Here is a 16,883-nt window from a genome sequence, read left to right on the forward strand (position 1 = left end):
CGCACGGAACGGGAGGGCCGGTGGACGACCGGACCACGGGCGACTCGCCCCACGAGATCCTGCTGGCGCTGGCCGGCCGCATCGACGACGACCTGCTGGCCTGGTGCCGCGAGCTCGTCGCGGTCGGCGAGGACGGCCGCGCGCTGGAGCTGATCACCGGCACGCTGGTCGCCGACGGCACCGCACTCCCGCCGCGCGACCGGGCCGCCGTCGTCGCCGCGGCCCGGGCCGCCCGCACCGACCTCGACGTCGACGCGGCCCTCCCGCCTGCCGCCGCCGAGACCGACACCGCCCACCGCTTCGCCGCGGGTCCCGGCGTCGAGCACCTGGCCGCGGCCGTGGGGGCGCTGCCCGAGCGGCTGGTCGCCGGCTGCCGCACCTGGGTCACGTTCCGGACCACGCCCGCCGGGTCCGCGCCGGGCCCGCTGCCCCAGCCCGTCGTGGTCGTCGAGGTCGCGGCGGACGACCAGCGCCCCGTCGACGTACTGGGCTACCAGCTCGCCATCGCCTGCGCCCGCGTCGGGGCCCCGTCCGCGGTGGAGGTCGTGGTCGCGGGTTCCGCGCGGCCCGGCTACCAGCGGGCGGCGCTCGCGTCAGCCGTCCCGGTGCACGGCGCCGACGACGACACCGGGTCGGCGTCGGCGGACACCGACACCGACACCGACACCGACACCTTCGCGGCCCAGTCGCCCGCCCCGTCCCCGTCGCCGGGGTCCGAGTCGTCGGAGTCCGAGGCGGAGACGCCGGCGTCCGGGATCCCGGAGTCGTCGGGCGCGTCCGCGTGGCCGTCGCTCGGGAGCCTGGTGATGCCGCCGCCGGTGCGGGCGTTCCGCTCCCCCGAGCCCGACCCCGCTCCGCTCGACCGCCGGTCGCGGCGCGAGGCGCGCGACTCCGGGGAGGCCCGTGCGGAGGGTTCGTGGGACTTCGGGGTCGACCGGGCCACCCCCGCCGGCGGTACGCCCGTGGTCCGGCCGTTCGCCTCCGACGCCGACGGGTCCGCCCTGTTCGGCGGGTCCGGTGCCGAGCCGGACACCGCCGACCGCGCCTCCGCCCACGACACCGGTGCCGGCCGCGGCGATGCCGACCGTCCGGGCATCGACCGTTCCGACACCGGCGGTCCGGGCGCAGCCCGTCCGGACACGGACCGTCTCGACGCGGACGGTCTCGACACGGACCGGCCTGACGCGGATCGGCCCGACGCGGACCGTCTCGACGCGGACCGTCTCGACGCGGACCGTCTCGACGCGGACCGTCTCGACGCGGACCGTCTCGACGCGGACCGTCTCGACATGGACCGGCCTGACGCGGACCGTCTCGACACGGACCGGCCTGACGCGGATCGGCCCGACGCGGACCGGCCCGACACGGGCCGGGCGGACGCTGACCCGGCCGCAGGCATCACGGCCGCTGCGGACCGGCCCCTCGACGGGCCGGACACCGACCGGCCCGCCCCCGAGCCCTCCCCCACCGACCGGGCCGCCACGGAGCAGGACGCCACCGAGCGGGACGCGGCCGAGCGGGACGGCGTCGACCGGCCCGCCACCGGGCCGGGTCGGGCCGAGCCGGCCCCCGCCGATCCGGACCGGGGGGACGCGGCCGAGCAGCCGCTGTCCGGCTGGCCCGCCCTCGCGCGGTCCCGGTCCGCGGCGCTCGCCGCCGCGTCGTCGTTCGACCCGACCGAGGACGCGGCCGACGCTGCCGACCGCGACGGGGACCTCGACACCGACCTCGACACCGACCACGCCGCGGACACCGAGCCGGCCGTGCCCGCTCCGGTCACCCCGCTGCGCTCCCGCACCGACCTGCCGCGCCCGCGGCCCACCGCGGTGTCCCCGCTTCCGCGCCCGACCGACCAGGAGCCGCCCGGCCCCACCCCGTTCGGCAGGCGCCGCCCGCTGGCCCCCGTCGCCGACTTCCCGCGCCACCCGGGCCCGCCCGCCGGGTCGGACTCCCCCGCGCTGGCCTCCATCGGCGACCCGTTCGGCGGTCCGATCGACGACCGCGAGGCGTCCCGGACGCTGCCCCCCATCGACGAGGCCGATCCGCTCGGCATCGGCCGGCTCCCGGTCGAGCACGACGCTGCCCACCGCGCGGGCGGGGAGGACGCGGGGGAGCCCGCTCCCCCCGTCTCCGACGACTGGCTGGCCGACTGGATCTCCGGCGACTGGGCGATCTCCCGCTCGACGTCCTCCCCGGACCCCCTCGACCCGGACCAGCCGCTCCCGGGGCTGTCGGGCCCGGTCGAGGACGCCCCGGCGTCGCCGGAGCCGCCGCGGCCCGTTCCCCGGCCCGCCCCGCAGCCGTCGGCCCGGCCGGTCCCGCGCCCGTCCCCGGTCCGCCCGCCGGCTCCCGCCGCGCCGGCGCCGTCGGAGACGGCCGCCCGGCTCTCCGACGCCGACCGCGACCTGCTGGCCCGCCTGCAGTCCGAGCTGGGCGGCGGCGACGCCCCCCGCCCGCGCGTCTCGCGCCGGGCCGGCATCGCGGGCGAGAACGGCAACGGGGCCCCGAACGGCCGCGGACCGCACCCGCCGCCGCCGGACATCGCGGGCTGACGCTCAGCCGGCGGCCCGGGCCACCTCGTCGACGACCTCCTGCAGGCGCAGCCCGCGGGCGGCGTCGAGGACGACCGGCGGGCCGCCGTGCACGGCGTCGACGAACCCGTCGAGGAGCCGCCCGTAGCAGGTGCGGGCGTCGGCGGCGCCTCCGGAGAAGCGGTGCCGCCCGACGCCGCCGAAGACCGTCAGCTCGATCTCCGACGGGTCGACGGGCAGCCGCAGGGAGACCGTGACGGTGCTGTGCGCGCCGCCATCGTGGCGCAGGGCGAAGCGCCAGAGGTCGGGCTCGACGAGGTGCGCCCAGTCGACGCCGGTGACGGGGCCGAGCGCCGCGTCGAGCAGGTCGACGACGTGCGGACCGAGGTCGAGCAGCGCGCCGTGCGCCGCCCGCCACGGCGAGGTCGCGTACGGCCCGCCGAGCAGGGAGCCGGACAGCCAGCGGATCGCGCCGAGGGTGTCGGGCCCCGCCCCGGCCGGGACGCCCGCGAGCCACCCGGCGATCCCGGTGTCGTAGCGCAGCGTCAGCACGACCGCCGAGACGACCCCGGCCGCGGCCTGGGCGACCGCACGGGCCCCGTCGAGGTCGGCGGCCAGCGGCTTCTCGCAGATCAGGTGCTTGCCGGCCGCGGCGGCGCGGACGGCCAGCTCGCCCTGCACCTGCGGCGGCACCGCGAACGCCACCGCGTCGACGTCGGCGAGCAGCTCCTCGAACGATCCGACGGCCCGCCCGCCCAGCTCGCCGACCAGGTCGGCGGCCACCTCGGGTCGCCGGGTCCACACCGACGCCAGCTCCGTGCCGGGATGGGCGACCAGCGCCGGCCCGTGCACCCGCCGCGCCCACGGCCCGCCCCCGACCAGTCCCACCCGCAGAGCACTCACGTCCGTCATCATGCCGTCCCTCGATCTAGGGTGACCTCTCGTGACCCCCGAACCGGTCGTACCCCGACCCGCCGCGACCGTGCTGCTCTTCCGGGACGTCCCCGGTGACCGGCCGTTGCAGGTGTTCCTGCAGCGCCGGGTGGCCGGGATGGCGTTCGCGGGCGGGATGACGGTGTTCCCGGGCGGCGGCGTCGACGCGGACGACACCCCCGACCCCGCGCTGTGGGACGGCCCGGACCCGGCGTGGTGGGGCGAGCGGTTCGAGGCCGACGCCGAGTCCGCCGGACGGCTCGTGCACGCGGCCGTCCGCGAGGTGTTCGAGGAGTGCGGGGTGCTGCTCGCCGCGCGCCCCGACGGCTCGGTCCCCGACCCGATGGTCCTGGCGGAGGCCCGTGCCGACCTCGTCGCGCACCGCCGGACCCTGCGCGAGGTCCTCGCCGGGACCGGGCTCGTGCTGCGCGCCGACCTGCTCGACGCGTGGTCCCGCTGGATCACCCCGGAGGAGTCGCCGCGACGCTACGACACCGCGTTCTTCGTCGCCGCGGTGCCGCACGGCCAGCAGGCCGACGCGCACACCACCGAGGCCGTCGAGGCGGCGTGGTGGCATCCCGAGGAGGCGCTGGAGCGCTGGCGGGCGGGCGAGATGGAGCTGATGGCGCCGACGTTCCGGACGCTGCAGGAGATCGCCGAGTACCCCGACACCGCGTCGGTGCTCGCCGCGGCCGCCGCGCGGACCGTCCGCCCGATGGTCCCGCGCGTCAAGCGCGAGGGGGACGAGGTGGTGGTCGTGCTGCCCGGCGACGAGGGGTTCGAGGTCGCAGCGGGACACCTGACGCCGGGGGAGCTCCGGTGACGCACCCCGCCTACCGGACGCTGCGCCCGGTCACGCCGCTCGCGTCGGTGCTGCTCGCCGACAACCCCTCGCCGATGACGCTGGAGGGCACCAACACCTGGGTGCTGCGCGCGCCCGGCGTCGAGGGGTGCGTCGTCGTCGATCCCGGTGACGACGAGATTGGGCACCTCGAGCGCGTGGCCGCGCAGGGTCCGGTCGCGCTCGTGCTGCTGACCCACCGCCACCACGACCACGCCGGCGGGGCGGCCCGCTTCGCCGAGCTGACCGGGGCACCCGTCCGGGCGCTCGACCCGTCGCTGGTGCTGGGGTCCGAGGCGCTCGGCGTCGGCGAGGTGGTGGCCGCGGCGGGCGTCGAGCTGCGGGTCGTCGCGACGCCGGGGCACACGTCGGACTCGGTGTCGTTCCTGCTCGACGGACCCGGCGCCGCGCAGGCCGTGCTCACCGGCGACACGGTCCTGGGCCGCGGCACCACCGTCATCGACCACCCCGACGGGAAGCTGGGCCCCTACCTCGACTCGCTGCGCCGCCTCGCCGACCTCGCCCCCGGCACGGCCGTGCTGCCCGGGCACGGCCCGGAGCTGCCGGACGCGCCCGCGGTGGCCGCCGCCTACCTGGCGCACCGCGAGCAGCGCCTGGACCAGGTCCGCGACGCGCTGACGACGCTGGGCAGCGGCGCGACCGCCCGCCAGGTGGTGGAGCTGGTCTACGCCGACGTCGACGAGTCGCTGTGGCCCGCCGCGGAGTGGTCGGTGCAGGCGCAGCTGGCCTACCTGCGCGGCTGACGCGCCGGCGCGCACCCCGCCGGATCGCAGTGGGGTGGCTTCACTCCAACCCCGTTGGAGCAGAGCCACCCCACTGCAACCCGGGCGCGGCCGTCAGGCCCGGGCCAGCGCCTCCTGCGGCTGCGGGGCCAGGGTGGCGCGCCGCCACCACAGCATCCCGGCCATCACCGCCCCGGCGAGCCCGCCCACCAGGAACGAGCTCGCGGCCCCCGCGACGTCGACGGCGACCCCCGCCGCGACCTGGCCGGCGGAGATCCCGAGCACCGCGGCGGTGACGATCCAGCCGAACCCCTCGGTGGCCGTGCCGGCGGGGGCGGTCGCCTCCACCCCGAGCGAGTGCGCGGTGACCTGCGGCGTGATCAGGGCGCCCGCCGCCAGCATCGCGACGACAAGCACCGGCAGCGACGCCAGCGGCCCGACCAGCGCCATCGCCGCCACGCAGACGGCGAACGCCCCCAGCAGGAACGGCATCCGCAGGTGCAGCGGGCGCGGCCACGGCCGCAGCGAGTAGAGGATGCCGGCGAGCACCGAGGCCACCGACCACGCGGAGAGCAGCACCCCGCCCAGCGTCGGCGAGCCCTGCTCGGTGGCCACGGCGTTGACGCCCACCTCGACCGACCCGATGACGAGCCCGAACCCCAGCGACGCCAGCGCGACCGTGCGCATCCCGGGCCGCGCCACCGCCCCGAGCAGCCCGATCGACGGCCCCCCGACGGCCGGTTCCTGCGTCCGCACCGGGCGGCTCAGCGCGAACACCGTCGTGCCGACCACCATCCCGGAGACCGCGACGACGAGCGCGGTGCCCGGCCACGGGGCCGTCACCAGGAACGCGGCGAGCGCGGGCCCGAGGATGAAGAAGGTCTCCAGGCTGATCGCCTCGTAGCTGTAGGCCGCGTCGCGGCGCGGGCCCGCGGGGACGAGCCGCCCCCACAGCGCGCGCGAGGCCCCGGGCATCGCCGGGCGGACCAGCCCGGACAGCGCCGCCGCGGCCACCAGCACCGGGATCGCCGCACCGTTCTCGATCACGAGGATCAGCCCCGTCGCGGCGACGGCGTAGAGCCCGGCCGCGAGCAGCAGCGGCCGCATCGGCCCGACCCGGTCCATCCACCGGCCCTGCGCGACCGCGCCGAGGGACTCCCCGGCCAGCGTGCCCGCCGACACCACGGCCGCCACGGCGTAGGAGCCCGTCGCGCGCTGCACGTAGAGCAGCACGGCCAGCGTCGTCATGGCGATCGGCAGCCGCGCCAGCGCGGAGGCGAGCGTCGGCACGAGTGCACCGGGGGAGGTCAGGGCAGCGCGGTAGTCGGCCAGGGCCGCGGACGAGGAGGACACACCGAGCAGGGTCGCACGATCTGGCACGGCCGTACCACTTTATTGGGCCCGGACGCGACGAACGGCACCTCCCCGGTCAGGGAGGTGCCGTCCGTCGATGGGGTCTAGCGGGCCCGGCGGGCCAGCCGCTCGGGCTCGAGGATGAGCACGCTCTTGCCCTCCAGGCGCAGCCAGCCGCGGTGGGCGAAGTCGGCGAGCGCCTTGTTGACGGTCTCGCGGCTCGCGCCCACGAGCTGGGCGATCTCCTCCTGCGTCAGGTCGTGCGTGACGCGCAGCAGGCCCGACTCCTGCGACCCGAACTGGCGCGCCAGCTGCAGCAGCGACTTCGCCACGCGGCCGGGGACGTCGGTGAAGATCAGGTCGGCGAGCATGTTGTTGGTGCGGCGCAGCCTGCGGGCGAGCACGCGGAGCAGCTGCTCGGCGATCTCGGGCCGCTTGCCGATCCACTCCCGCAGCGCGGTGCGGTCCATCGTGTAGGTGCGGACCTCCGTGACGGCCGTGGCCGACGACGTGCGCGGCCCCGGGTCGAAGATCGACAGCTCGCCGAACATGTCGGACGGGCCGGCCACCATCAGCAGGTTCTCGCGGCCGTCGGGCGACTTGCGACCGATCTTGACCTTCCCGGACGCGACGATGTAGAGCCGGTCGCCCGGCTCGCCCTCCGCGAAGATCACGTGCCCTCGCGGGAACTCCGCCGGTTCCAGCGCCTGCGCCAGCGCGTCGGCCGCGTGCGGCTCGACCCCCTGGAAGATGCCTGCGCGGATCAGAATCTCGTCCACTTCACCGCTCCTCGTTCCGGCCGCGGCCTCGCGGCGGATCACCGGCGCGCCAGTCTAGGGGGTGCGCCCACACTCTGTGACGTCGCGCGGGTCGTTTTCCGTGCACGACCGGGCGACATCGGGGTCGATTCGCCGCCGCGACCCGTTCCGGGAGCCCCGGTGGAGGTCAGGCGGCCTTGTCGCGCTTCTGCGGCCTGCGGCCGCGCGGCGCGCGGTTGCGCAGCCGGAACAGCTCCAGCGCGCGGCCCGTGCCCTGGCGGAACAGGGCGCGAACCTCGTCCGGACGGGGGCGTTCGAGCAGCTCCTCGAGCTCCTCGGGGCGCACGGTGGACTCCCGCAGCTTGGACTCGACGCGCTCCATGCCGAGCGCGAAGAACATCACCAGCAGCGGTACGAGGACGGAGAGCCAGGCAGTCATGTCGAGGAAGATGGTCCCGCACGCCCGGAAGTTACGGTGGACCGGGGTCGGTGCGCCGCCGCGGTGATACCCAAACGTGTCCGGGTGTTCGGCTCCGGTGACCGACGACGGGTCGTCGGGGGCCCGCCGTAGGCTCGACGGCGTGACCGGATCCTCCGCACTGACCCGCAAGGCGGCCGTTCTGGCGAAGCGCGTGGCGGCCGGCGAGCCGTCGCTCGGGCGGGCCCGCCGCGTCGGCCGGATGCTGCGGGAGCTCACCGACACCCACGTCGACGCGCACTGCGAGCTCGACTTCCGGACGCCGCTGGAGCTGGCCGTCGCCACGATCCTGTCGGCGCAGAGCACGGACAAGGGCGTCAACCTCGTCACCCCGGCGCTGTTCGAGCGGTACCCCACCGCGCTCGCCTACGCGCAGGCCGAGCGGGCCGAGCTGGAGGAGATGATCCACAGCACCGGGTTCTACCGGAACAAGGCGTCGTCGCTGATCGGTCTGGGTGCCGCCGTGGTCGAGAAGCACGGCGGCGAGCTGCCGCACACGCTCGACGAGCTGGTCGCGCTGCCGGGGATCGGCCGCAAGACCGCCAACGTCATCCTCGGCAACGCCTTCGACGTCCCGGGCATCACCGTCGACACCCACTTCGGGCGCCTGGTGCGGCGCTGGGGCTGGACGGACCTGGAGGACCCGGTCAAGGTCGAGCACGCGGTCGGCGAGCTGATCCCGAAGCGCGACTGGACGATGGCGTCGCACCGCGTGATCTTCCACGGCCGCCGCGTCTGCCACGCCCGCAAGCCCGCCTGCGGCGCCTGCACGCTGGCCGCCGACTGCCCCGCCTACGGCGAGGGCCCCACCGACCCGGTGCTGGCCGCGAAGCTGGTCAAGGGCCCGTCGCGGCCGTTCCTGCTCGCGCGCGCCGGGCTGGCCGACGACGGCGCGCCGCTCGAGGTCCCCGCCGACTCCCCGGCCGGCCTCGACGCCGCGGCGGCCTCGCCCGAGGCGGCCGAGCAGGACGTGCCGTGACGCGGCGACGCGCAGCGCCCACCCACCCGGCCGCGTGCGCGGCGCCCGCCGGCGCCGCGCCGGACGTCGCGTGAGCGCCCGGGTCGGGCCGGGTCGGGCGGAGCTCGTCTCCACCGCGGTGGTCGTGCTGCTCGTCGGGCTGGCGGTGTTCGCCCTGTGGCCGCGCCCGGCCGGGTCCCCGTCGGGCGTCGACGCGCCGGTGGCGCAGCAGGCGGTCGCGGTGTCCGACGCCGAGCTGGCCCCGCTGCGCGCCGACGCCGGTCTCCCGGTCTGCCCGGTGCCCGGTGCGGGGGCCGCCGACGGTCCGCTGGCCGGCGTCACGGTCGCGTGCCTGGGCGCGGAGGGCCCCGTCGACCTCGGCGCGGTCGCGGCGGACGGTCCCGTGCTGCTCAACCTGTGGGCGTCCTGGTGCGGCCCGTGCCGCGAGGAGCTCCCCGCGCTCGCCGAGTACGCGGCGCGGCCCGGGTCGGTGCCCGTGCTCCTGATCGACGTCGACGACGACCCGCGCGCCGCCCTGCGCACCCTCGACGAGCTCGGGGTGGACCTGCCGTCTGCGCTCGACACCGGCTCCGCCCTGCGCACCGCCCTCGACGTCCCGCCCGGCCTGCCGTACTCGTTCCTCGCCCGGCCCGACGGCACGGTCGACCGCGTCGACCCCCCGGTGCCCTTCGCGAGCGCCGACGCCGTGGCCGCCGCCGTGGCGGAGCTGTCGTGAGCGCGCTGCGCCCGGAACGGGTCGTCGAGCCGCTGCGCCCGCTGCTCACGGCCGTCCGCGACGTCGACGCGTTCACCCTGAGCCGCCACCGCGTCCCGCCGCCGGAGGGCGGCCGCCGGGCGGCGGTGCTGATCCTGGTCGGCCACGATCCCGGGCACGGACCCGACGTGCTGCTGGTCGAGCGCGCCAGCACGCTGCGCGACCACGCGGGCCAGGTCGCCTTCCCCGGCGGCGGTTCCGACCCGGGCGACGCCGACGCCGTCGCCACGGCGCTGCGCGAGGCCGAGGAGGAGACCGGGCTCGACCCCGCGGGCGTCGTCCCGCTGGCCCTGCTGCCCGAGCTGTTCATCCCGCCGTCGGGGTTCGTCGTCACGCCGGTGCTCGCCCAGTGGGAGCGGCCGAGCGACGTGCACGCCGTCGACGCCGGGGAGACCGCGGCCGTCGTCCGGGTGCCGCTGGCGGTGCTCGCCGACCCGGGGAACCGGATCTCGGTGGGGCATCCGAGCGGCTTCACCGGGCCGGGGTTCCTGGTCGCGGGCCTGCTCGTGTGGGGCTTCACCGGGGGCCTATTGTCCGCGCTGTTGGATCTGGGTGGGTGGGCACAGCCCTGGGAGCCGACCCGGGTGCTGGATCTGGACGAGGCGTGGTCACGGGCCCGCGCGGAAGCATGAGGAGACCGTCGTGAGCTGGGTCGACCTCATCGTGATCGCGCTCGCCCTCGTCGCCGGGGTGTCCGGGTGGCGGCACGGGATGGCCGTCGCGCTGCTGTCGTTCGTCGGGGTGCTGGGCGGGGCGATCCTGGGCGTGCGCCTGGCGCCGCTGCTCGCCTCCGGCATCGAGTCCACGAGCACGCGGATCATCGTCAGCATCGTGGTCGTCGTGCTGCTCGTGGCGCTCGGCGAGACCACCGGCGTCTTCTTCGGCCGCCGCATCCGCGACCGGATCACCGGCGAGAACACCCTGCGCGTCGACTCCACGCTGGGCTCGGTGCTGCAGGCGCTCACCGTCGTCATCGCGGCCTGGCTGGTGGCGCTGCCCCTGGCCTCGGCGAGCTTCCCCGGGCTCGCGTCGGGCGTCCGCAGCTCGGAGGTGCTGCGCGTCGTCGACTCGGTGATGCCGGAGGGGGCCCGCGCGCTCCCCGAGGAGCTGCGCCAGCTGCTCGACACGTCCGGGTTCCCGCGGATCCTCGACTCGTTCGACCGCACCCCGATCGAGGAGGTCGGCCCGCCCGACCCGTCGCTCGCGTCGAACCCGATCGTCAGCGAGGTCGCCGACAGCGTGCTGAAGGTGCGCGGCCGCGCGCCGTCGTGCCAGCGGGCGCTGGAGGGCACCGGCTTCGTCATCGGCGACGGCCTGGTCATGACGAACGCCCACGTCGTCGCCGGCACCGACGACGTCGGGGTCGAGGTCGTCAACAGCCGCGGGCGCACCGTCGAGCTGGGCGGCGAGGTCGTGCTCTACGACCCGGCGGTCGACATCGCCGTCCTGCGCATCCCCGACCTCGACGCGCCCACGTTGCCGTTCCGCCCGGCCCCGGCGCAGGTCGGCGAGGACGCGATCATCCTCGGCTACCCGCTCGACGGCCCGTTCACGGCGTCGGCGGCCAAGGTGCGCCAGGAGATCACGCTCAACGGCCCCGACATCTACGACGACGCCACCGTCTCGCGCAACGTCTACACCGTCCGGGCGGTGGTCCGCTCCGGCAACTCCGGCGGCCCGATGATCGACCGCGACGGCCAGGTCATCGGCGTGGTGTTCGGCGCTGCGCTCGACGACAGCGAGACCGGGTTCGTGCTCACCAACGAGCAGGTCGCGGCGTCGGTCAACCCGCAGGCCCAGCTCGGTGCCGAGGTCGACACCGGGGCCTGCGCGAACTGAGCCCGTGCGCGGGAACGACGGCCGGGGCCACCGTTCCCGCGCACGGGGGATCAGACGTCGCGGGTGATCGTCTCGTCCCGGCCGGGGCCGACGCCGATCGCGCTGACCGGGGCCCCGGTCAGCTCCTCGATCCGCTGCACGTAGGCGCGGGCGTTGGCCGGCAGCTCGTCGAAGGTGCGGCAGGCCGAGATGTCCTCGAACCAGCCGGGCAGCTCCTCGTAGACCGGCACGGCGTGGTGCACGTCGGTCTGCGTCATCGGCATGTCCTCGACGCGCTTGCCGTCGACCTCGTAGGCGACGCACACCGGCACCGTCTCCAGGCCCGACAGCACGTCGAGCTTGGTGAGGAAGAAGTCGGTGATGCCGTTGACGCGCACGGCGTAGCGGCCGATCACGGCGTCGAACCAGCCGCAGCGGCGCGGACGCCCGGTCGTGACGCCGACCTCGCCACCGGTCTTGCGCAGGTGCTCGCCCATGGCGTCGAGCAGCTCGGTCGGGAACGGGCCGGAGCCGACGCGCGTGGTGTAGGCCTTGAGGATCCCGATCACCCGCGTGATCTTGTTCGGGCCGATGCCGGAGCCGACCGCCGCGCCGCCCGCCGTCGGGTTCGAGCTGGTGACGAAGGGGTAGGTGCCGTGGTCGACGTCGAGCAGGGTGCCCTGCGACCCCTCCAGCAGGATCGAGTCGCCCGCCTCGAGGGCCTTGTTGAGCAGCAGGCGGGTGTCGGCGATGCGGCCGGCGAACTGCTGGGCGTGGCCGAGCACGGTGTCGACGACCTGCTCGACGTCGAGCGCGCGGCGGTTGTAGACCTTGACCAGGACCTGGTTCTTCAGGTGCAGGGCCGCCTCCACCTTCTGGTGCAGGATCTTCTCGTCGAGCACGTCGGCCACGCGGACGCCCACCCGCGACACCTTGTCCTGGTAGGCCGGCCCGATGCCGCGACCGGTGGTGCCGATCTTCGCCTTGCCCAGGAACCGCTCGGTGACCTTGTCCATCTCCACGTGGTACGGCATGATCAAGTGCGCATCGGCGCTGATCAGCAGGCCGCTGGTGTCGACGTCGCGGTCCTCCAGGCCCTTCAGCTCGGTGAGCAGCACGCCCGGGTCCACGACGACGCCGTTGCCGATCACGTTCTTGACGCCCGGCGTGAGGATGCCGGACGGGATCAGGTGCAGCGCGAAGTTCTGCCCGTCGGGGAGCACGACGGTGTGTCCTGCGTTGTTGCCGCCCTGGTAGCGGACGACCCACTGGACCTGGTCACCGAGGATGTCGGTGGCCTTGCCCTTGCCCTCGTCGCCCCATTGGGCGCCGATCAGCACGATCGCGGGCATGTGAGACTCCAGACCTAGAGCAACGTGGCGGCGGGAGGGTAACCGATCAGGTGGTCACGATCGACTCGAGACGACTGGTGCTGACCTGCGCGGACCCGGCCCGGGAGCGGCGGCTCCCGCTCTACGGTAGTCGGCGCCCGCCCGCCTTCGACGGGGTGCCCACCGTCGCGCTGCCCGCCCGGCCCGGCCGTGCGGAGCTCGACCCGCTGCTGGTCGAGCACGATCCGCAGCGGGTGGTCGTGCACGGCACCGACGCGGATCTGGCCGCGGTCCTGCTCCGCCTGCTGCGCACCGAGCGGCTGCACGTGGAGATCGGCTACGTCCCGTCGTCGCGGCGGTCGGCTGTGGCCGCGATCTGGGGGCTGGGCCCGGTCGGGACGGCGCTGCACGGCCGGGCGACGGCGGTGCCGCTGGTGCGCGACGACACCGGAGGCGTGCTCGTCGGGCGCGGGGAGGTCCGTGACCTCGACGGCGAGTGCTACTGCGACGACGCGCTCGTCCTGCGCGGCCGGACCCCCCGCCTGGTGGTGGCCCCGGGCCCGGACGGCATCGCGGTGCGGGCCGGCCGCGGCTCCCGGCTGCCCACCGGCGCGGTCCGTCCCGTCGCCCCCACCGCCCGTCGGGGCCGCGGTTCGGCCCTGGGCCGGGCGGTGCAGGTGGGCGGGCGGCCGTTCACCGCGGTGTCCGACGGCGTCGCCCACCCCCGCCCGCTGGAGCGCCGGACCTGGTACCGGCACACGTCGGACTGGCTCCTCGCCCTCCCCTGACCCGAGCGGGGTCCGGGCGGTTCGACCGGATCTAGGCGGCGGGCCGCTCGTGGTAGGTGTCGACGTACTCCTGCTGGGACAGCGTGGCGATGGCGTCCATGATCTGGTCGGTGACCGCGCGGCGGATCGCCGGGGAGCTCTCCAGGCCGTCGTAGCGGGAGAAGTCGAGCGGGGCGCCGTAGCGGATCACGACCCGGCGCAGCCGCGGCAGGCGCTTCCCCACCGGCTGCACGCGCTCGGTGCCGAGCAGCGCGACCGGCACGACCGGGGCGCCCGCGCCGAGGGCGAGCGTGGCGACGCCGGTGTGGCCGCGGTGCAGGCGGCCGTCGAGGGAGCGGGTGCCCTCCGGGTAGATCGCGAACGCGCCGCCGGCGTCGAGCACGGACCGGCCCGCGTGGAGGGCGGCGAGCCCGGCCTTCGCCGAGCCGCGGTCGACCGGCACGTAGCCCAGCGCCGAGAGGAACCGGGCCAGCGCCCGCCCCTTGATCCCCCGCCCCACGAAGTACTCGGCCTTGCCGAGGAACGCGACGGGCCGGCGCGCGGTGAGCGCGATGACGGCCGTGTCGACGGCCGCCCGGTGGTTGGCCGCGATGATCAGCGCACCCCGCTTCGGCAGGCGCTCGACCCCCTGCACGACGGGCCGCCACAGCAGCCGGGCGATCGGGGCCAGCAGGAAGCGCACGAGGAGATGCACGGGCGGGGAACGCCGGGCGTGACCGGCCGGTTCCCGCGCGTGCGCGGGGCCACCCGGATGGCGCATCCGCGAATCCGGTTGCGGGCGTCGGGGCGCCCGGGGCAGACTCGGCCCCCTCATGTGGATCTGAGCGCACCCGCACCCGCCCGAGGCCTCGCCCGGCGGCTGCCCCTCACCCGAACTCCCCGGTGGTGCGCCCGTGCCCTCAGCCCTGCTCGCCCGTGACGTCGTCCGCGCGTACGGCGACCGCACCGTCCTCGACGGCGTCTCCCTCACCGCCGCCCCCGGCCGCCGGATCGGGCTGATCGGGGAGAACGGCGCGGGCAAGTCGACGCTGCTGCGGCTGCTCGCGGGCGTCGAGGAGCCCGACGCAGGCTCCGTCGAGCGGCCCACCGACCTGGGGTTCGGCCACCAGGAGCTGCCGTACCCGGGTTCCGCGACGATCGCCGACGTCCTCGACGACGCGCTGCGCGACGCCCGGGCCGCGGTCGCCGCGGTCGACGCGCTCGCCGCGCTGCTCCCCGAGCGGGCCGACGACTACGCCGAGCGCCTGGAGTGGGCCCAGGACCACGACGCCTGGGACGCCGACCGGCGCGCCGAGCTGACGCTGCACGGCCTGGGCCTCGCCGGGATCCCGCACGACCGCACGCTCGACTCGCTCTCCGGCGGGCAGCGCAGCCGCGTGGGGCTGACCGCGCTGCTGGTCCGGCGGCCCGACGCGCTGCTGCTCGACGAGCCCACCAACCACCTCGACGACACCGCCGCGGCCTTCCTGGAGGAGACGCTGCGCGGGCTGCCCGGGGTCGTCGTGCTCGCCAGCCACGACCGCGCGTTCCTCGACGCGGTGTGCACCGACGTCGTCGACCTCGATCCGGCCGTCGACGGCCCGACGCGGTACGGCGGCGGCTACTCGGCCTACCTCGCCGAGCGCCGGGCGGCGCGGGAGCGCTGGGAGCAGCGCTACGCCGACGAGCAGGAGGAGCTGGCCGACCTGCGGGTCTCGGTCGCGGTGACCGCCCACCAGGTGGCGCCGGGTCGGCCGCGGGGCAACGAGCCCAAGCTGTTCTACGGGTTCAAGCGCGGGCGGGTGCAGAGCCAGGTCTCCCGCCGCGTCCGCAACGCCCGGCGCCGCCTCGACGAGCTCGACCGCGACCAGGTGCGCCGCCCGCCGGTGCCGCTGCGGTTCGCGGCGACCGTCGGTGAGGCGGGGACGGGCCCGGCCGCGGCGCTGCGGGACGTCCGGGTCGTGGGCCGGCTGGAGCTGCCCCGCCTCGACGTCGGCGCGTCCGACCGCGTGCTCGTGACCGGCGCGAACGGGTCGGGCAAGTCGACGCTGCTCGCGGTGCTGGCCGGGCGGCTGCCCGCGGAGGGCACGGTGCACCGGCGGCGCGGGCTGCGGATCGGGCTGCTGGCGCAGGACGTCGAGCTGCCGGACCCGGACCGCACCCCGCGGCAGTACTACGGGGACCACCCCGTCCCGCTGCGCGACCTCGGCCTCGTCCACCCGCGCGACGTCGACCGGCCCGTCGGCGTGCTGTCGGTGGGCCAGCGGCGGCGCCTGGAGCTGGCGCTGCTCGTCGCGAGCGCCCCGCAGCTCCTGCTGCTCGACGAGCCGACCAACCACCTGTCCCCCGCCCTGTGCGACGAGCTGGAGGAGGCCATCGGCGGGAGCCCGGGCGCGGTCGTCGTCGCCAGCCACGACCGGTGGCTGCGCCGCCGGTGGGCAGGCCGCGAGGTGGCCCTGGCCGACGGCAGGATGGCGGCGTGTCCCGCGATCTGAGCGTGTACCTGCGCGAGCGTCCCGATCCCGCGGCGGCGGCCCGGGCCGTCGGCCTCGTGATCGGCGGGGACGGGGTCCTGCGGCTCGGCGGGGAGTACGTCGCTGACGTGGGCGCGCCGGAACCCGTCGAGCCCGGCGACGTCCCGACGCAGGTCGAGCCCGCCGACGTGCCGGAGCTGGACGTCGCGTCCTGCCGCTGGAGCGTGTCGGTCGTGGTGCAGGGCAGCGCCCCGGCGGGCGTCGAGCGGGCGGTGGCGTTCGCCCGGGCGCTCGCCGGTGCCACCGGGATCGTCGAGGACCCGGCGACCGGGCTGTGGTCGGCGGGCACGCTGCACACCCCCACGTCGAGCAGCGACCGGCTCGTCGACGTCGTTCAGCTGCGCTGGTACGTCCGCCGCGCCGACGCCCCGGCCGATCTCGCGCAGCGCTGGCTCCACCTGTGCCGCACCCACCTGCCCGCCGCGCTGCCCGTGCGGTTCGGGCCGTCGGAGCCGCCGCGCCTGCGCCTGGACGTCGACGGCGACGCCGCGTTCGTCGCCGCGCACGTCGCCGACGCCGTGTACTACCGCGCCGCGCGGCCCTGCTACGAGGGGTCGCTGGCCGCCGCGGCGGGTCGCGGGCCGGTGCGCACGCACGGCCTGACCGTCGACCGGACGGCCCTCGACGACCCGGCCCTGCGCGCCGCGGCGCAGGACCTGTTCGTCGCGATCGCCGCGGCGTCGGGCGCGTTCTACGCGTCCGCCTCGGTGCAGCGCGACCTCACCTGGACCGGGCGGCAGCTGTACTCGACCTCGTCCGAGCCGCCGCTCGCGTTCGGCGGCTCGTGGCTCGGGCTGCCGGCGCGGCCCGTCGCCTGGAGCTGGTTCGGGCCCGCCTACCGGAAGCTCGTCGCGCGCCGGCTCGACCTCGACGGCCCGCTGCACCGCTGGGCCGACGAGCTGCTCGACGCCGACGCGCTCCCCCCGACCTGGCTGCCCCCCGTGCTGACCAGCAGCGGCACCGACGATCCGGCCGCCCGCGTCCCGCGCGGGCTGCGCCCGTCGACGTGGGACGTCCTGCGCGGACGCGGGTAACACCCCCGCCACACGGGAGTAACAGCGCA

At 76.4% G+C, this 16,883-nt stretch carries 16 protein-coding genes; 10 read left to right on the forward strand and 6 right to left on the reverse strand.

What is annotated here, in order from left to right; all coding sequences use genetic code 11:
• Nucleotides 1-20: 20 nt before the first annotated feature.
• Nucleotides 21-2,552, forward strand: a complete 2,532-nt coding sequence (locus H6H00_RS09125; protein WP_185720866.1) for a hypothetical protein — start codon at nucleotides 21-23, stop codon at nucleotides 2,550-2,552.
• A 3-nt stretch (nucleotides 2,553-2,555) separates the two neighbouring features.
• Here H6H00_RS09125 and H6H00_RS09130 read toward each other — a convergent pair whose 3' ends face one another.
• Entirely contained in the window at nucleotides 2,556-3,443 is an 888-nt protein-coding gene (locus tag H6H00_RS09130; RefSeq protein WP_185720867.1) for a Gfo/Idh/MocA family protein, read from the reverse strand.
• A 31-nt stretch (nucleotides 3,444-3,474) separates the two neighbouring features.
• On the opposite strand from H6H00_RS09130, the gene H6H00_RS09135 reads away from it, so the two are divergent.
• Together H6H00_RS09135 and H6H00_RS09140 are read left to right on the forward strand one after the other, a co-directional pair.
• Nucleotides 3,475-4,287 (forward strand): NUDIX hydrolase, encoded by an 813-nt coding sequence (locus tag H6H00_RS09135; RefSeq protein ID WP_185720868.1) that lies wholly within the window; start codon nucleotides 3,475-3,477, stop codon nucleotides 4,285-4,287.
• A complete protein-coding gene (locus tag H6H00_RS09140; protein WP_221775839.1) occupies nucleotides 4,284-5,069 on the forward strand; it encodes an MBL fold metallo-hydrolase in 786 nt (261 codons plus the stop codon). The genes H6H00_RS09135 and H6H00_RS09140 overlap by 4 nt, the downstream gene beginning before the upstream one ends.
• A gap of 93 nt (nucleotides 5,070-5,162) precedes the next feature.
• Here H6H00_RS09140 and H6H00_RS09145 read toward each other — a convergent pair whose 3' ends face one another.
• The 3 genes from H6H00_RS09145 to H6H00_RS09155 form a co-directional block, all read right to left on the reverse strand.
• Nucleotides 5,163-6,401, reverse strand: a complete 1,239-nt coding sequence (locus tag H6H00_RS09145; RefSeq protein WP_185720869.1) for an MFS transporter — start codon at nucleotides 6,399-6,401, stop codon at nucleotides 5,163-5,165.
• 104 nt (nucleotides 6,402-6,505) lie between these two features.
• Nucleotides 6,506-7,180: a Crp/Fnr family transcriptional regulator gene (locus H6H00_RS09150; protein ID WP_185720870.1), complete on the reverse strand. Its 675-nt coding sequence runs from the start codon at nucleotides 7,178-7,180 to the stop codon at nucleotides 6,506-6,508.
• Between the two features lie 166 nt (nucleotides 7,181-7,346).
• Nucleotides 7,347-7,598: a hypothetical protein gene (locus H6H00_RS09155; protein ID WP_185720871.1), complete on the reverse strand. Its 252-nt coding sequence runs from the start codon at nucleotides 7,596-7,598 to the stop codon at nucleotides 7,347-7,349.
• 241 nt (nucleotides 7,599-7,839) lie between these two features.
• Here H6H00_RS09155 and nth point away from each other — a divergent pair, with 241 nt between their 5' ends.
• The 4 genes from nth (at nucleotide 7,840) to H6H00_RS09175 (ending at nucleotide 11,209) form a co-directional block, all read left to right on the forward strand.
• Nucleotides 7,840-8,616 carry an endonuclease III gene (gene nth / locus H6H00_RS09160; protein WP_185722279.1) on the forward strand — a complete coding sequence of 259 codons (777 nt, stop codon included), beginning with the start codon at nucleotides 7,840-7,842 and terminating at the stop codon, nucleotides 8,614-8,616.
• Between the two features lie 70 nt (nucleotides 8,617-8,686).
• Complete coding sequence (locus H6H00_RS09165; protein WP_185720872.1) at nucleotides 8,687-9,331, forward strand: TlpA family protein disulfide reductase; 645 nt, start codon at nucleotides 8,687-8,689, stop codon at nucleotides 9,329-9,331.
• Nucleotides 9,328-10,002 carry an NUDIX hydrolase gene (locus H6H00_RS09170; protein ID WP_185720873.1) on the forward strand — a complete coding sequence of 225 codons (675 nt, stop codon included), beginning with the start codon at nucleotides 9,328-9,330 and terminating at the stop codon, nucleotides 10,000-10,002. The genes H6H00_RS09165 and H6H00_RS09170 overlap by 4 nt, the downstream gene beginning before the upstream one ends.
• Nucleotides 10,003-10,012: 10 nt before the next feature.
• Nucleotides 10,013-11,209, forward strand: a complete 1,197-nt coding sequence (locus H6H00_RS09175; protein WP_185720874.1) for a MarP family serine protease — start codon at nucleotides 10,013-10,015, stop codon at nucleotides 11,207-11,209.
• 50 nt (nucleotides 11,210-11,259) lie between these two features.
• Here the strand turns inward: H6H00_RS09175 and H6H00_RS09180 are convergent, their stop codons facing one another.
• Nucleotides 11,260-12,540, reverse strand: a complete 1,281-nt coding sequence (locus H6H00_RS09180) for an adenylosuccinate synthase (RefSeq protein WP_185720875.1) — start codon at nucleotides 12,538-12,540, stop codon at nucleotides 11,260-11,262.
• Nucleotides 12,541-12,590: 50 nt separating this feature from the next.
• Between H6H00_RS09180 and H6H00_RS09185 the strand changes: the two genes are divergently transcribed.
• A complete protein-coding gene (locus H6H00_RS09185; protein WP_255425656.1) occupies nucleotides 12,591-13,307 on the forward strand; it encodes a hypothetical protein in 717 nt (238 codons plus the stop codon).
• A 31-nt stretch (nucleotides 13,308-13,338) separates the two neighbouring features.
• Here H6H00_RS09185 and H6H00_RS09190 read toward each other — a convergent pair whose 3' ends face one another.
• A complete protein-coding gene (locus H6H00_RS09190; protein ID WP_255425657.1) occupies nucleotides 13,339-14,001 on the reverse strand; it encodes a lysophospholipid acyltransferase family protein in 663 nt (220 codons plus the stop codon).
• 199 nt (nucleotides 14,002-14,200) lie between these two features.
• Here H6H00_RS09190 and H6H00_RS09195 point away from each other — a divergent pair, with 199 nt between their 5' ends.
• Entirely contained in the window at nucleotides 14,201-15,781 is a 1,581-nt protein-coding gene (locus H6H00_RS09195) for an ABC-F family ATP-binding cassette domain-containing protein (RefSeq protein WP_185720877.1), read from the forward strand.
• Nucleotides 15,766-16,854, forward strand: a complete 1,089-nt coding sequence (locus H6H00_RS09200; RefSeq protein ID WP_185720878.1) for a hypothetical protein — start codon at nucleotides 15,766-15,768, stop codon at nucleotides 16,852-16,854. The genes H6H00_RS09195 and H6H00_RS09200 overlap by 16 nt, the downstream gene beginning before the upstream one ends.
• Nucleotides 16,855-16,883: the final 29 nt, after the last annotated feature.

The sequence above is a fragment of the Pseudonocardia petroleophila genome, from assembly GCF_014235185.1.
Lineage (GTDB): Bacteria > Actinomycetota > Actinomycetes > Mycobacteriales > Pseudonocardiaceae > Pseudonocardia > Pseudonocardia petroleophila.

Excerpts from the sequence above, each read along its gene's own strand:
- nth (WP_185722279.1), top strand. The coding sequence starts at position 7,840 with ATGCTGCGGGAGCTCACCGACACCCACGTCGACGCGCACTGCGAGCTC.
- H6H00_RS09155 (WP_185720871.1), bottom strand. The coding sequence starts at position 7,598 with ATGACTGCCTGGCTCTCCGTCCTCGTACCGCTGCTGGTGATGTTCTTC.
- H6H00_RS09180 (WP_185720875.1), bottom strand. The coding sequence starts at position 12,540 with ATGCCCGCGATCGTGCTGATCGGCGCCCAATGGGGCGACGAGGGCAAG.
- H6H00_RS09130 (WP_185720867.1), bottom strand. The coding sequence starts at position 3,443 with ATGACGGACGTGAGTGCTCTGCGGGTGGGACTGGTCGGGGGCGGGCCG.